A 13,359-nucleotide genomic window follows, 5' to 3' on the forward strand; every position below is an offset into this window, starting at 1 on the left:
GTTCCCGTTTCCGGGCCCTCCGGGCGCTTCCTTCGTTTCCGACTCTATCAGACTCTTTCGTGTCCGATTTCCCTGTCGGCGGGATTCGCTTTCCGGTTTTCGCTTTCGCGTTTCCCTTTCGGCGTGGTCACTACTTTAGCTGATTTCCCGGGCGGCTCATAATCGGGCCGCATCGAGCCGATGAATCCGAATTCCGGCATGCCGAAACAGGGACCCGTCGGGGTCAGTCGTAGGTAGTGGATGGCCGCTTCGGGTTGCTGAACAGCAGGACCCGTCTCAAGCGGCTCGGGCTACGTTAGGCGTCCGGTCGGGCCGAGTCAAGTTGCGCGGCGGCGTGGCTGATGCGCCCGGTACGGGCTGACTGTCGGGTCGTCAGCGATCCAGAACCGCCAAGGGTGCGGGGCGCCTTCGCCGCCCACACCGGTGCGGGGTCCGCTGCGTACCAGGTCGGCGGCGGGCGGGGTCCCCGTCAGTACGGAGAGCGGGGCGTCCGGGCCGGTGCAGACGTCGGCGCCGTCCAGGGCGCGGTCGACGTCCAGGGCCGTGGCCAGGCGGGCAGGCCCTTTGGCCAGTTCCCTGTCGTTTTTGGCCGAGATGCGACGTTTACGCGCGAGCTCCGCGCCCACCTGGATCTCTCCTGCCCGCAGCAGGACCCCGCTCGCCCTGCCCTCGGGTCCGCAGACCAGGTTCAGGCAGTGCCACATCCCGTAGGTGAAGTAGACGTACGCGTGACCGGGCGGGCCGAACATCACGCCGTTGCGGGCCGTGCGCCCCCGGAAGGCGTGGGACCCCGGGTCGTTGGCGCCGTCGTACGCCTCCACCTCCGTCAGTCTCAGCTCGACCGGGCCCTCGGTCGTGCGGCGCACCAGGGTGCGGCCGAGGAGGTCGGTGGCGACCTCCAGGACGGGGCGGTCGAAGAAACCGCGAGGCAGTGGCGTACGTTCGGGGGCCGCGATCATGGCGTCCGAGGGTACCCGGTGAAAGCGCGGAACCGGAGGCCGTCGTGGTGCGTTCAAGTGGGTGCAGGATCTATGGAGGGAACAGCATGGGGTTCAAGCGTCTGCTTGCGAGTCTGGGTGCCGGTGGCGCTTCGGTGGAGACCGAGCTGACCGAGGCGAACGTGGTGCCGGGCGGTGTCGTCCAGGGCGAGGTCCGGATCCAGGGCGGGTCGGTGGACCAGCGGATCGAGGGGCTCTCGGTCGGTCTTCAGGCGCGCGTCGAGATCGAGGGCGGTGACCACGAGACCAAGCAGGACATCGAGTTCACCAAGCTGCGGCTCGGCGGCGCGTTCGAGGTGAAGGCGGGCGCGGTGCACGTGGTGCCGTTCGGCCTGGAGATCCCGTGGGAGACGCCGGTCACGACGGTCGCCGGTCAGCCGCTGCGCGGGATGCACATCGGTGTGACGACGGAGCTGGAGATCGCGCGCGCCCTGGACTCGGGCGACCTGGACCCGATCAACGTGCATCCGCTGCCGGCGCAGCAGGCGATCCTCGACGCCTTCATCCAGCTGGGCTTCCGCTTCAAGAGCGCGGACATGGAGCGCGGCCACATCCGGGGCACCCGCCAGCGGCTGCCGTTCTACCAGGAGATCGAGTTCTACGCGCCGTCGGAGTACCGGGGTCTGAACCAGGTGGAGCTGACCTTCGTCGCGGACGACCGCGCGATGGACGTGGTGCTGGAGATGGACAAGAAGCCGGGCCTGTTCAGCGAGGGCAGCGACTCGTACCGCTCGTTCCAGGTGGGGCTCGACGACTACCGGGGGACTGACTGGGCGGCCTATCTCCACCAGTGGCTGGCGGAGGTCGGCGGTCGGCGGAACTGGTTCTAGGCTCGGTTCCGTCACTGGTTACCGATCAGGAGGTGCCCGCGTGAGCGAGCTCAAGAGGCCGCCGCTCCCCCATGACTTCCACCCCGAGGTGCCCTCGTTCACCGTGGTGAGCGAGGACGTCCAGGAGGGTGCGCCGCTGAAGGACGCCCAGGTGTACGCGGAAGGGAACACCTCTCCCCACCTCCGGTGGGAGGGGTTCCCGGCCGGGACCGAGAGCTTCGCGGTGACGTGCTTCGACCCGGACGCCCCGACGGGCAGCGGGTTCTGGCACTGGGTGGTGTTCGACATCCCGAAGTCCGTGACCGAGCTGCCGGCCGGCGCGGGCACGGGTGAGTTCAAGGGTCTGCCGGCCGGGGTGGTCCAGGTCCGCAACGACTACGGGTCGAAGGACTTCGGTGGCGCGGCCCCGCCGGCCGGTGAGTCGCACCGCTATGTCTTCACCGTCTACGCGGTGGATTCCGCGAAGCTGGGACCGGACGCGGAGGCGTCGCCCGCGGTCGTCGGATTCAATCTGCGGTTCCACACCCTGGCACGCGCCCAGCTGATCGGTACGTACACGGGTCCCTCGAACAGCTGATTCCGGGTAGCTGATCGTTCCTTCATTGTTTGCCCTGCTCTGGTCTTGGAGAGATCAGAGCAGGGCATTTTTAATGCCTTGTCCGTCGTGGCCGGCCCGGCCAGAGTTGATCCAAGCCCGCCAGGGGGTGGGCCGGCACTACGCGGAGGTGGGCACAATGCGGGACACGCTGGTACTGAACGCGAGCTTCGAGCCGCTGTCGACGGTCACTCTGAACCGTGCGGTCGTGCTGGTCCTCCAGGACAAGGCCGTCGTCGAGCAGGAGCATCCCGAGCTGAGGATGCGTGCCGCCGCGGTCGAGATACCGGTGCCCCGGGTGATCAGGCTCTGCCGGTACGTACGGGTGCCGTTCCGAAGACAGGCTCCGTGGTCGAGACGGGGGGTGCTGGTCCGGGACCAGCACCGGTGCGCGTACTGCGGCAGGCGCGCGACGACGGTGGACCATGTGGTGCCGCGCGCCCAGGGTGGCCGTGACAGCTGGCTCAACACGGTGGCGTCCTGCGCGGAGGACAACCACCGCAAGGCGGACCGGACGCCGGAGGAGGCGGGGATGCCGTTGCTGCGTGAGCCCTTCGTGCCTTCGCCCGCCGACGCGATGCTGCTCGCGATGGCCGCCGGGGACCGGTCGGCCCTGCCGGAGTGGCTGGCCCGGGGAGCGGCGTAGAGGGAAGGACAGGTCGGCCCGCCGCTTTCGGCCGCGGGCCGGCCCTTGGTGTGTCAGCGCAGTACCAGTTGGACGATCGCCACGACGCCGACCGCGATGATCACCCCTCGGAGCACCGAGGGCCTGAGACGGCGGCCCACCTTGGCGCCGAGCTGGCCGCCTATCGTCGAGCCGACGGCGATGAGCAGGACCGCCGTCCAGTCGAAGTCGGCGACGAAGAGGAAGAAGACCGCGGCGACGCCGTTGACCAGCGCCGCGAGGATGTTCTTGACGGCGTTGACGCGCTGGAGGCTCTCGGGGAGCAGCAGGCCCATGAGGGACAGGTAGAGGACGCCCTGCGCCGCGCCGAAGTAACCCCCGTACACGCTGGCGAGGAAGAGGCCGACGAGCAGCACGGGGCCGCCGTTGGGGTGGGCCTTGGTGCCGGTGGCCTCGCGGTGGCGTGTGACGGCGGCGGCGATGCGCGGCTGGAAGAGGACGAGCAGCAGCGCGAGGCCGACCAGGACGGGGACGATCGCGTCGAACGCGTTGGACGGCAGGGCGAGCAGCAGGACCGCGCCGAGCAGACCGCCGAGCAGGCTGGTGGACGCGAGGCGCAGGATGCGGCGGCTCTGGCCGCGCAGTTCGCGGCGGTAGCCGATGGCTCCGCTGATGGAGCCGGAGACCAGGCCGAGGGTGTTGGACACGTTCGCCGTGATGGGCGGCAGCCCGGTGGCCAGCAGCACGGGGAAGGTGATCAGGGTGCCGGAGCCGACGATCGTGTTGATGGTGCCGGCGCCGATGCCGGCCGCGAGGACCGCTAGTGCTTCCCAGATGGACAACGCCATCTCCTTACACAATCAGTGAGACGCCTCCCCGCCATGGAGGTCGGGGGGCCGCACCGATCATGCACGGATGTTGTACGACACAGTCAACTGTGGTCAGTCGACGGGCGGTTCCTCGCGGCGCTCGGAGCCCGTGTTGAAGCCGGGCATCCCGCCGCCGAGGTTGCCGAACGCGCCGGAGAGGCCCTTGAGCGCGTCGCCGATCTCGCTGGGCACGATCCAGAGCTTGTTGGCGTCTCCCTCGGCGATCTTCGGGAGCATCTGGAGGTACTGGTAGGAGAGGAGCTTCTGGTCGGGGTCGCCCGCGTGGATGGACTCGAAGACCGTACGGATCGCCTGGGCCTCGCCCTCGGCGCGCAGCGCGGCGGCCTTGGCCTCACCCTCGGCGCGCAGGATCGCGGACTGCTTCTCGCCCTCGGCGCGCAGGATCTCGGACTGCCGGACACCTTCGGCCTGGAGGATCGCGGCGCGCTTGTCACGGTCGGCGCGCATCTGCTTCTCCATCGAGTCCTGGATGGAGGTGGGCGGCTCGATCGCCTTGAGCTCGACGCGGTTGACGCGGATGCCCCACTTGCCGGTGGCCTCGTCGAGGACGCCGCGCAGGGCCGCGTTGATCTCCTCGCGGGAGGTGAGGGTGCGCTCCAGGTCCATGCCGCCGATGATGTTGCGCAGCGTGGTGACGGTGAGCTGTTCGATCGCCTGGATGTAGCTGGCGACCTCGTACGTGGCGGCGCGGGCGTCGGTCACCTGGTAGTAGATGACGGTGTCGATGTTGACGACCAGGTTGTCCTGGGTGATCACCGGCTGCGGCGGGAACGGCACGACCTGCTCGCGCAGGTCGATGCGGTTGCGGATCGAGTCGATGAACGGGACGACGATGTTCAGGCCCGCGTTGAGCGTCCTCGTATAACGGCCGAAGCGTTCCACGATGGCGGCGCTGGCCTGCGGGATCACCTGGATGGTCTTGATCAGGGCGATGAAGACCAGCACCACCAGGATGATCAGGACGATGATGATCGCTGACATCGCGTTCCCCGTGCCTTTCTTGCCTCTAGGAAGTGCCCGGCAGCTGTGCGGCTGCCGGCCCGGATGATCCTGGCATGGTTCACATGACGATGGCAGTCGCTCCGTCGATCTCGACCACATCGACCTGCTGCCCGGGTTCGAACGACTGGCCGTCGTCGAGGGTGCGGGCCGACCACACCTCGCCCGCGAGCTTGATCCTGCCGCCGCTGCCGTCGACTCTCTCCAGGACGACGGCCTGACGGCCCTTCAGTGCGTCGATGCCGGTGGCGAGGTGGGGCCGCTCGGCGCTGTGCCGGGCCGCGATGGGCCGCACCACGGCGATCAGGGCGACCGAGACCACGACGAAGACGAGGACCTGCGCGACCGTGCCGAGGCCCAGACCCGCGCCGACGGCCGCGGCGACCGCGCCGACGGCCAGCATGCCGAATTCCGGCATGGCGGTCAGCACCAGGGGAATGCCGAGACCAGCCGCCGCGATCAGCCAACCCACCCATGCGTTCACGAGGTCATGGTAGGTCCGGGCACCCCGTCACGGACAGTGCACCTGTCGATCCGCCGGAGCGCGGCCGGCGTCAGGAGAGCGGCAGGCCGGTGGCGGAGTAGCGGTCGCCGCGGTGCTCGACGACGAGCGGGAGCCCGAAGCAGAGGGAGAGGTTGCGGGAGGTGAGCTCGGTCTCCATGGGGCCGGCGGCGAGCACCTTGCCCTGGCGGATCATGAGGACGTGGGTGAAGCCGGGGGCGATCTCCTCGACATGGTGCGTGACCATGACCATCGAGGGCGCGTACGGGTCGCGGGCGAGGCGGCCGAGGCGGCGGACCAGGTCCTCGCGGCCGCCGAGGTCGAGACCGGCGGCCGGCTCGTCGAGGAGCAGCAGTTCGGGGTCGGTCATCATCGCGCGGGCGATCAGGGTGCGCTTGCGCTCGCCCTCGGAGAGCGTGCCGAACTTGCGGTCCAGGTAGTCGGTCATGCCGAGCCGGTCGAGGAAGGCGCGGGCGCGCTCCTCGTCGACGGCGTCGTACTGCTCCTGCCAGGTGGCGGTCATGCCGTACGCGGCGGTGAGGACCGTCTGGAGCACGGTCTGGCGCTTGGGGAGCTTGTCGGCCATCGCGACGCCTGCCATGCCGATGCGCGGGCGCAGGTCGAAGACGTCGACCTTGCCGAGACGGTCGCCGAGGATCTTCGCCGTGCCGGTGGACGGGAAGAGGTAGCTGGAGGCGATGTTGAGGAGGGTGGTCTTGCCGGCGCCGTTGGGCCCGAGGATCACCCAGCGCTCGCCCTCCTTGACCGACCAGGAGACCTCGTCCACCAGAGCGCGTCCGTCGCGGACCACGGATACGTCCACCAGCTCCAGTACATCGCTCATGAGCGCGTTGTCTCCCCATGCAATCGTCTTGAGGTCCGGGCTGTGCCTGTGGGCAGGGTCCCGGGGAAATCTCCCAGACAAAACCTACGCCACTGAGGGAGTGGACCTGCCGCGAGGGCCAGTACCTAGGCTGGGTCCATGTTCTCGGAACCACGTTCAGGTCGGCTGGCCGCATGGGGAAATGCCCTGTTGGCCGGGAAAGTTTCGCCGGACGACGCCGCTTCGGCGATCGTCGGCGACGACACGGTGCACCGGGTGGCGGGGCTGCCGGGCGAGGCCGCCCCGGTGGGGCTCACGCTGGCGCTCGGCCGGCTGCGGGGGCTCGGGGTGACGGGCTTCCGGGTCGCGCTGCCCGCGCCGGGGCATCCGCTGGGGCTCAGCGGGCCGCCGGAGTTCAATGCGCGGGCGCTGGAGGCGGAGGAGGCGGTGGTCGGGTTCGGGGCGCCGCACGGGCTGGTGCCGCGGGTGAGCGAGGTGGGGCCCGAGGGGGATGTGCGGGTGGAGGTGCTGTGGCAGTGCCTGGCGGTACGGGAGGCTCCCCCGGCCGACGTGCCCTCGCTCGGGGAGGCGGAGCGGGAGCTGGCGGAGGGGTTGCGGGAGGCGACGTCGGTGCTGACCCGGCTCGACGTGGCCGGGTCGGGGCCGGCGGCCCGGGCGGCGATCGACGCGTACCGGGCGCGGGCGGAGGGGCCGGACGAGCCGGTCCTGGCTCCCGGGTATCCGCCGCGGGCGGTACGGGTGCTGGAGCTGGCCCGGCGGGTGGGGGTGCTGGTGGAGGTGGCGCGCGGTGCGGAGGATGTCGGCGGGGCGGTGAGCGCGTCGGAGCTGTGGGCTCGGGCGGAGGCGTTGCGGCCGGTGGAGCGGGTGGCTCGGCGGGCTCGGGTGGCGGCGTACAACGCGTATGTGGAGGGGGTTGCTCGGGGGTAGGCCCTCCGGGGGGCGGTGGGGTGCGGGCGGGGGGTAGGTGGCTCTTCCGGGGCCGCGCCCCCGGGCCCCGCAGCGGGCCTGCGGCCCGCGCACCCCGCTTGGGCTCCGCCCTGGGACCCGCCCCGGCCTGCGGCTGGCCTGCGGCCTGGGGCTCGGCTGGGCTCCGCCCTGGGGTCCGGCTGCGCTGCGGCCTGCGGCTGTCCTTTGGCTCCGCCCGGGCCGTTTGTTTTCGTCTGCGGGTTGTGTGTGGCTGGTCGCGCAGTTCCCCGCGCCCCTGGGTACTCCGGAACCTGCGGCCCGCTTCTGTAGCTGCACCCGGGGTGTTTTTCGTCTGCGGGACGTCTGTGGCTGGTCGCGCAGTTCCCCGCGCCCCTGGGTACTCCGGAACCTGCGGCCTGCTTCTTTAGCCGCGCCCCGGCCCGTTTGTTATTCGTCTGCGGGTTGTGTGTCGCTGATCGCGCAGTTCCCCGCGCCCCTGAGCATCTGGGGGCGCGGGGAGCTGCGCGGGCAAGCCGGCACGGTCCGCAGACAGAGCCCCGGCTTGCACGGCGCTGCCCCCGACTACCCGCACGCGGGACCCTGGCCCACAAGGGGCGCGGGGAACTGCGCGACCAGCCCACCACCTACCCGCAGACAAACCCCCGGCGGCACAGGGGCGCGGGGAACTGCGCGAGCAACCCACCACCCGCCCGCAGACAAACCCCCGGCCGCTCAGGGGCGCGGGGAACTGCGCGGGCAACCCGCCACCGGCCCGCAGACAGACCGCCGACCAAGAGGGGCGCAGGGGATCGCCGCGTGCTCGGAGGGGAATCCCGGGTGCAGAAAGGGGCGCGGGGAAACGGGCGCCGGGTGGCGGCCGTCCCGCGCCCCACTCGGCTCACACGTTCGAGGACTCGTTGCCGAACGCCGGGTTCAGGAGGCCGATCACGTTGACCGAGTTGCCCGTGGCGTTGACCGGGACGTGGACCGGGGCCTGGACCAGGTTGCCGGAGAGCACGCCCGGGGAGTTCTGGGCCTTGCCGTCCGCCAGCGCGCCGCCGTGCGCGGACGCGGCGCCCGCGCCCGCCGCGACGATTCCTCCGGCGATCATGGCAACGGCGGCGGCCTTCTTCAGGTTCTTCACTTCAGGTTCCTCCTGGTCTCGCCGCGGCGGTCCGCCGCAGCACGCCCTGGAGAACGCCCACCGGCCGCCGAGGATGCGCCGTGTGGGTGACATCCACCCGACGGTATGAATCTCTCACCGGACCATGACGATCCGTATTTACTTATGGGCGTCCATCAGCCTGTCGGATCGGTCGGGCGGGTCAGTCGGTCAGGCCGTGGCGGACTGCCCAGAGGGCCGCCTGGGTGCGGTCCGCCAGGTCCAGCTTCATGAGGATGTTGGAGACGTGCGTCTTGACCGTCTTCTCGGAGAGGACCAGCGCCCGGGCGATCTCCCGGTTGGAGCGGCCGTCCGCGATGAGGCCGAGGACCTCCCGCTCGCGCTCGGTGAGCGAGGTGCCCCGGCCCTGGCCGCCACCCGCGTCGTCCTGGGAGAGCAGCGCGCCCGCGACCTCCGGCTGGAGCAGCACATGCCCGGCGTGCACCGAGCGGATCGCGCCGGCCAGCGCCTCCGGGTCGACGTCCTTGTACACATAGCCCGCCGCCCCCGCCCGCAGCGCGGGCACCACCGTGCGCTGCTCGGTGAAGCTGGTGACGATGAGCACCCTCGCCGGGTTGGCCAGCGCCCGCAGCTTGCGCAGCGCCTCGATGCCGCCCATGCCGGGCATCTTCACGTCCATCAGGACGATGTCCGGCTTCAGTTCCTCGGCGCGGGCGACCCCCTCGGCGCCGTCGGCGGCCTCGCCGACGACCTCTATGTCGTCCTGGATCTCCAGGAACGTCCGCAGGCCGCGGCGGACCACCTGGTGGTCGTCGACCAGCAGGACTCTGATGCTGTCAGCCACCTGGCACCTCCATCTCGATCGTGGCGCCCTGGCCGGGCGCCGATTTCACGAAGAGCCGGCCCCCGACGCCGCCGGCCCGGTGCCGCATCGACACCAGGCCCAGGTGCCGTCCGGCGCGGCGGACCGCCCTGGGTTCGAAGCCGCGGCCGTCGTCGGTGATCCGCAGGGCGGCGCCCTGGCCGCGCCGCAGGAGGACGACCGAGACGTGCTCGGCGCCCGAGTGGCGCAGGGCGTTGTGCAGGGCCTCCTGGGCGACGCGCAGCAGCGCCTCCTCCTGGGCGGGCGGCAGGGCCCGGACCCCGCAGTTCTCGAAGGTGACCTCGGCGCTGTGGGCGCGGTCGAGGACCTGGATCTGGGTGCGGAGGGTGTTGACCAGGCCGTCCTCCTCCAGGGCGGCCGGGCGCAGCTCGACGACGGCCGCGCGCAGCTCGTCGGCGGCCTCGGCGGCGAGCGCGGCGACCTGCTGGAGCTCGTCCTTGGCGCGCGCGGGGTCGCGGTCGACCAGGGCGGCCGCGGCCTGGGCGGTGAGCCGGAGCGAGAAGAGCTTCTGGCTGACCGCGTCGTGCAGCTCGTGGGCGAGGCGGGTGCGCTCCTCGGTGATGGTGAGCTCGCGGCTGCGTTCGTAGAGCCGGGCGTTGGTCAGGGCGATCGCCGCGTGCTGGGCGAGGATGCCGAGGAGTTCGGCGTCGTCCTCGGTGAAGCCGCAGCCGCCCTCCGGCTTGGGGCAGCGCTTGTTGGCGAGGAAGAGGGTGCCCAGCGTCTCCTCGCCGTCGCGGATCGGCACGCCCAGGAAGTCGGACATGTCGGGGTGGGCGGCGGGCCAGCCGCCGAAGCGGGGGTCCTTGCGGACGTCGGCGATCCGCTCCGGCTTCTCGTCCCTGAGCATCGCCGCGAGGATGCCGTGCTGGCGCGGCAGGGGGCCGATCGCCTTCCACTGCTCGTCGCTGACGCCGTCGACGACGAACTGGGCGAAGCCGCCGTGGTCGTCGGGGACCCCGAGAGCCGCGTACTCCGCGTCGAGCAGGTCGCGGGCCGAGGCGACGATCGTCTTGAGGACGTCGCGCACCTCCAGATGCCTGCTCATCGCGAGGAGTGCGGTGCTCACGGCGGCGAGGCCGGAGCTCGGTCGGTGGCTCATGGGATCACCGTACCCGCGGGGTGTGACGGTCCGTATCCGCCTGTGGACGGCGTCCGGCCGGGCCCTGGGGACTAGGTCGAAGTGCCTCGGGCGGCTGGGGCGTACGGCTGAGGCGCGGGGGGCGTACGGGGAGTGACGCTGGGGCTGTCGGCGGACCCGGGCCCGTGACGGCCGGCGCGTACCGCCGACGGACGACAGCGGACAGCGGACAGCGGACAGCGGACAGCGAGGGGATGGACGATCATGCCGGTAGCGATCATCACGGGGGCGTCGAAGGGCCTCGGGCGGGCGCTCGCGCGGGCGCTGGCCGCACGCGGCTGGGACCTCGTCCTGGACGCGAGGACCGCGTCCGTACTGAAGGAGACGGCCGGGGAGCTGGCGGGGCCCGGGACGAGAGTGGTGGCGCTCGCCGGGGACGTGCGGGACGCCGGGCACCGGCGGGAGCTGGTGGCGGCCGCCGGTGAGCTGGGCGGGCTCGATCTGCTGGTGCACAACGCGAGCGCGCTGGGCGCCGAGCCGCTGGTGCCGCTGGAGCGGCAGAGCCTGGAGGGTTTCCGGGCGGCCCTGGAGACCAATGTGGTGGCGGCGCTGGGGCTGGTGCAGGAGTCGCTCGGTCCGCTGCGGCGCTCGTCGGCGGGGGCGGTGCTGGTGGTCAGTTCGGACGCGGCGGCCGAGGCGTACGCGACCTGGGGCGGGTACGGGGCGTCCAAGGCGGCGCTCGACCAGCTGGCGGCCGTGCTCGCGGTGGAGGAGCCGGAGTTGCGGGTGTGGGCGGTGGACCCGGGCGACATGCGCACCGATCTGTACCGGGCGGCCGTGCCCGGTGACGAGGAGGGGCGGCCGGAGCCGGAGACGGTGGTGCCGGGCTTCCTGAACCTGATCGAGCGGCGGCCGGCCAGCGGGCGGTACGCGGCTCCCGCGCTGGTGGAGGTGGCCCGGTGAGCCCGGTGAGCCGGCCCGCCCGGGGAACGCGCGGCTCCGCCCGGCGGGCGCGGTGACGGCGGGCCTCGCGATCCGGGTGCCGCCGGAGCTGATGGCGTCGGTGCCCGCCGAGGTGCGCGGCTCGGGGCGGGACGACGTGCGGCTGCTGGTGTCGCGCGGCACCGAGGTCTCCCATCACGCGTTCCGGGAGCTGGCCGGGCAGCTGCGCGCCGGGGACGTCCTGGTCGTGAACACCTCGGCGACGATGGCGTCGGCCGTGGACGGCACGGCGGGCGGTGAGCGGGTGGTGGTGCACTTCTCGACGCTGGGCCCGGACGGGCGCTGGGCGGTCGAGCCGCGCACCCCGGAGCCCTCGGGCAGCACCCGGCGGCGTACCGGTACGCGCGCGTGGACGACGGTGGCGCTGCCGGGCGGGCGGCGCCTGGTCCTGGAGGAGCCGCTGGGCGGGGCCGGGGACCGGCTGTGGTGGGCCCGGGCGGAGGGCGGGGACGTGCCGGGGCTGCTGGCGCGGTACGGGCGGCCGATCCGGTACGCGTACACCGCGGGCGACCAGCCGCTCTCGGCCTACCAGACGGTCTTCGCGGTGGCCTGGCCGGACGGGGTGGGCTCGGCGGAGATGCCGAGCGCGGCGCGGCCCTTCACGGTGGACCTGGTCGCGGAGCTGGTGCGGCGCGGGGTGCAGTTCGCGCCGGTCACCCTGCATACGGGGGTGGCCTCGGCCCAGGCGCACGAGCCGCCGTATCCGGAGCGGTTCGAGGTGCCGGTGTCCACGGCCCGGCTGGTGAACGCCGCGCGCGCGGGAGGCGGCCGCGTCGTGGCGGTGGGGACGACGGCCGTACGGGCGCTGGAGTCGGCCGCCGGGGTGGACGGGATCGTCCGGGCGGCGTCGGGGTGGACGGATCTGGTGGTGACGCCCGCGCGCGGGGTACGCGTGGTGGACGGGCTGCTGACCGGGCTGCACGAGCCGGAGGCCTCGCATCTGCTGATGCTGGAGGCGGTCGCGGGGCGGGCGGCGCTCGGCGTCGCGTACACCGAGGCGCTGAGCGGGCTCTACCTCTGGCACGAGTTCGGCGACGTGCACCTCATCCTTCCGGAGGAGCACCATTACACGCTGAATTGCTCGTGCAACTCACGGTGAAAGTGTTACCGGGCCGATGTGAGCCCGCGCATAGGACGCACATCACTTACGAAGCGGCTTAGTGGAGAGATAAAGGCCCTTTGAGCGGGGTGAGCAGGGGCGGGAGGCGCTTTTTCCCCGCCCCTGATCCACTATGCCGCTTCGTACGTCACACCTTTGCCACATGATTTTGCGGCCGCTAAGAATGGCTCCCGTCGCACAGCGCTGCGGCTCACCGCCGCGGCGCTTTCGTGTGCCGTCCCCGTCGTTCGGAAGAGGTCCCACCACCATGCCCGAGTCCCGCAACCCTGGTCACAGTCGTCTGAACAAGACGCACAAGATCTCGATTGCCGGTGTCGCCGCCCTCGGCGCCGCCGCGCTCGCCCTCTCGGTCCTGCCGGGCAGTGGCGAGTCGGGTACCGCCGTGGCCGCCGAGCCCGTCGCCTTCTCCGTGACCGCCGCCGGTACCAACGCGAAGGCCGTCGAGGCGAGCATCGCCAAGCAGCACGTCACCGCCGTCAAGCAGGCCAAGGTGCAGGCCAAGGCGAAGGCCGAGGCCGACGCGAAGGCCAAGGCCGAGGCCGCGGCGAAGAAGCGCGCGGCCGAGGCGGCCGCGAGCCGCGCCGCCGCCCGCAAGCCGGTGTACGCCAACAACCTGGACGGCTGGATCCGCCAGTCCCTGGACATCATGAAGGCCAAGGGCATCCCGGGTTCGTACAACGGTCTGTACCGCAACATCATGCGTGAGTCGACCGGCAACCCGAACGCCATCAACGGCTGGGACATCAACGCGATCAACGGCGTCCCGTCGAAGGGTCTGCTCCAGGTCATCCAGCCGACCTTCAACGCCTACCACGTGGCCGGCACGTCGTGGAACATCTACGACCCGGTCGCCAACATCACGGCCGCCGCCAACTACGCGGCCGACAAGTACGGCTCGATGGACAACGTCAACGGCGCCTACTGACGGACGCCACCGGCGCCGACGGCACACGAAAGGGCGGCA

General features: G+C 71.5%; 15 protein-coding genes. 7 read left to right on the forward strand and 8 right to left on the reverse strand.

From position 1 onward, the window contains the following. Window positions 1–317: 317 nt before the first annotated feature. Window positions 318–959, reverse strand: a complete 642-nt coding sequence (locus ABZ404_RS33000; protein ID WP_358836883.1) for a DNA-3-methyladenine glycosylase — start codon at window positions 957–959, stop codon at window positions 318–320. A gap of 86 nt (window positions 960–1,045) precedes the next feature. Between ABZ404_RS33000 and ABZ404_RS33005 the strand changes: the two genes are divergently transcribed. The 3 genes from ABZ404_RS33005 to ABZ404_RS33015 all read left to right on the forward strand — a co-directional run bounded on the left by ABZ404_RS33005 (window position 1,046) and on the right by ABZ404_RS33015 (window position 3,069). Next, window positions 1,046–1,828, forward strand: coding sequence for a sporulation protein (locus ABZ404_RS33005; RefSeq protein WP_358836884.1), 783 nt, complete (start codon window positions 1,046–1,048; stop codon window positions 1,826–1,828). Between the two features lie 40 nt (window positions 1,829–1,868). Further along, on the forward strand, window positions 1,869–2,405 hold the full coding sequence (locus ABZ404_RS33010) for a YbhB/YbcL family Raf kinase inhibitor-like protein (RefSeq protein WP_358836885.1): 537 nt from the start codon (window positions 1,869–1,871) through the stop codon (window positions 2,403–2,405). A 157-nt stretch (window positions 2,406–2,562) separates the two neighbouring features. Beyond that, window positions 2,563–3,069, forward strand: coding sequence for an HNH endonuclease (locus tag ABZ404_RS33015; RefSeq protein ID WP_266991683.1), 507 nt, complete (start codon window positions 2,563–2,565; stop codon window positions 3,067–3,069). 53 nt (window positions 3,070–3,122) lie between these two features. On the opposite strand, the gene ABZ404_RS33020 is transcribed toward ABZ404_RS33015, so the two are convergent. The 4 genes from ABZ404_RS33020 to ABZ404_RS33035 form a co-directional block, all read right to left on the reverse strand. Beyond that, window positions 3,123–3,896, reverse strand: coding sequence for a sulfite exporter TauE/SafE family protein (locus ABZ404_RS33020; RefSeq protein ID WP_358836886.1), 774 nt, complete (start codon window positions 3,894–3,896; stop codon window positions 3,123–3,125). Between the two features lie 93 nt (window positions 3,897–3,989). Then, window positions 3,990–4,919 carry an SPFH domain-containing protein gene (locus ABZ404_RS33025; RefSeq protein WP_101387658.1) on the reverse strand — a complete coding sequence of 310 codons (930 nt, stop codon included), beginning with the start codon at window positions 4,917–4,919 and terminating at the stop codon, window positions 3,990–3,992. 79 nt (window positions 4,920–4,998) lie between these two features. Further along, the gene (locus tag ABZ404_RS33030) at window positions 4,999–5,421 is read right to left on the reverse strand and encodes an NfeD family protein (RefSeq protein ID WP_358836887.1); all 423 of its coding nucleotides are present in this window, start codon (window positions 5,419–5,421) and stop codon (window positions 4,999–5,001) included. Window positions 5,422–5,491: 70 nt separating this feature from the next. After that, window positions 5,492–6,283: an ABC transporter ATP-binding protein gene (locus tag ABZ404_RS33035; RefSeq protein WP_358836888.1), complete on the reverse strand. Its 792-nt coding sequence runs from the start codon at window positions 6,281–6,283 to the stop codon at window positions 5,492–5,494. Window positions 6,284–6,421: 138 nt separating this feature from the next. On the opposite strand from ABZ404_RS33035, the gene ABZ404_RS33040 reads away from it, so the two are divergent. Then, a complete protein-coding gene (locus ABZ404_RS33040) occupies window positions 6,422–7,210 on the forward strand; it encodes a hypothetical protein (RefSeq protein ID WP_358836889.1) in 789 nt (262 codons plus the stop codon). 877 nt (window positions 7,211–8,087) lie between these two features. On the opposite strand, the gene ABZ404_RS33045 is transcribed toward ABZ404_RS33040, so the two are convergent. The 3 genes from ABZ404_RS33045 to ABZ404_RS33055 all read right to left on the reverse strand — a co-directional run bounded on the left by ABZ404_RS33045 (window position 8,088) and on the right by ABZ404_RS33055 (window position 10,294). Further along, window positions 8,088–8,333: a chaplin gene (locus ABZ404_RS33045; RefSeq protein WP_358835366.1), complete on the reverse strand. Its 246-nt coding sequence runs from the start codon at window positions 8,331–8,333 to the stop codon at window positions 8,088–8,090. A 181-nt stretch (window positions 8,334–8,514) separates the two neighbouring features. Next, on the reverse strand, window positions 8,515–9,156 hold the full coding sequence (locus ABZ404_RS33050) for a response regulator transcription factor (RefSeq protein WP_358835365.1): 642 nt from the start codon (window positions 9,154–9,156) through the stop codon (window positions 8,515–8,517). Further along, on the reverse strand, window positions 9,149–10,294 hold the full coding sequence (locus tag ABZ404_RS33055) for a GAF domain-containing sensor histidine kinase (RefSeq protein ID WP_358835364.1): 1,146 nt from the start codon (window positions 10,292–10,294) through the stop codon (window positions 9,149–9,151). The genes ABZ404_RS33050 and ABZ404_RS33055 overlap by 8 nt, the downstream gene beginning before the upstream one ends. Window positions 10,295–10,537: 243 nt before the next feature. On the opposite strand from ABZ404_RS33055, the gene ABZ404_RS33060 reads away from it, so the two are divergent. The 3 genes from ABZ404_RS33060 (at window position 10,538) to ABZ404_RS33070 (ending at window position 13,320) form a co-directional block, all read left to right on the forward strand. Continuing rightward, complete coding sequence (locus ABZ404_RS33060) at window positions 10,538–11,236, forward strand: SDR family NAD(P)-dependent oxidoreductase (protein ID WP_358835363.1); 699 nt, start codon at window positions 10,538–10,540, stop codon at window positions 11,234–11,236. A gap of 52 nt (window positions 11,237–11,288) precedes the next feature. Continuing rightward, window positions 11,289–12,374, forward strand: coding sequence for an S-adenosylmethionine:tRNA ribosyltransferase-isomerase (locus tag ABZ404_RS33065; protein ID WP_358835362.1), 1,086 nt, complete (start codon window positions 11,289–11,291; stop codon window positions 12,372–12,374). Between the two features lie 268 nt (window positions 12,375–12,642). Further along, window positions 12,643–13,320, forward strand: a complete 678-nt coding sequence (locus tag ABZ404_RS33070) for a transglycosylase SLT domain-containing protein (protein ID WP_358835361.1) — start codon at window positions 12,643–12,645, stop codon at window positions 13,318–13,320. The last annotated feature ends 39 nt before the right edge of the window (window positions 13,321–13,359 follow it).

Source organism: Streptomyces sp. NPDC005878 (genome assembly GCF_040629815.1).
In the GTDB taxonomy this organism is placed as follows: domain Bacteria; phylum Actinomycetota; class Actinomycetes; order Streptomycetales; family Streptomycetaceae; genus Streptomyces.

Excerpts from the sequence above, each read along its gene's own strand:
- ABZ404_RS33000 (WP_358836883.1), bottom strand. The coding sequence starts at position 959 with ATGATCGCGGCCCCCGAACGTACGCCACTGCCTCGCGGTTTCTTCGAC.
- ABZ404_RS33005 (WP_358836884.1), top strand. The coding sequence starts at position 1,046 with ATGGGGTTCAAGCGTCTGCTTGCGAGTCTGGGTGCCGGTGGCGCTTCG.
- ABZ404_RS33015 (WP_266991683.1), top strand. The coding sequence starts at position 2,563 with ATGCGGGACACGCTGGTACTGAACGCGAGCTTCGAGCCGCTGTCGACG.
- ABZ404_RS33020 (WP_358836886.1), bottom strand. The coding sequence starts at position 3,896 with ATGGCGTTGTCCATCTGGGAAGCACTAGCGGTCCTCGCGGCCGGCATC.
- ABZ404_RS33025 (WP_101387658.1), bottom strand. The coding sequence starts at position 4,919 with ATGTCAGCGATCATCATCGTCCTGATCATCCTGGTGGTGCTGGTCTTC.
- ABZ404_RS33035 (WP_358836888.1), bottom strand. The coding sequence starts at position 6,283 with ATGAGCGATGTACTGGAGCTGGTGGACGTATCCGTGGTCCGCGACGGA.
- ABZ404_RS33040 (WP_358836889.1), top strand. The coding sequence starts at position 6,422 with ATGTTCTCGGAACCACGTTCAGGTCGGCTGGCCGCATGGGGAAATGCC.
- ABZ404_RS33055 (WP_358835364.1), bottom strand. The coding sequence starts at position 10,294 with ATGAGCCACCGACCGAGCTCCGGCCTCGCCGCCGTGAGCACCGCACTC.
- ABZ404_RS33060 (WP_358835363.1), top strand. The coding sequence starts at position 10,538 with ATGCCGGTAGCGATCATCACGGGGGCGTCGAAGGGCCTCGGGCGGGCG.
- ABZ404_RS33070 (WP_358835361.1), top strand. The coding sequence starts at position 12,643 with ATGCCCGAGTCCCGCAACCCTGGTCACAGTCGTCTGAACAAGACGCAC.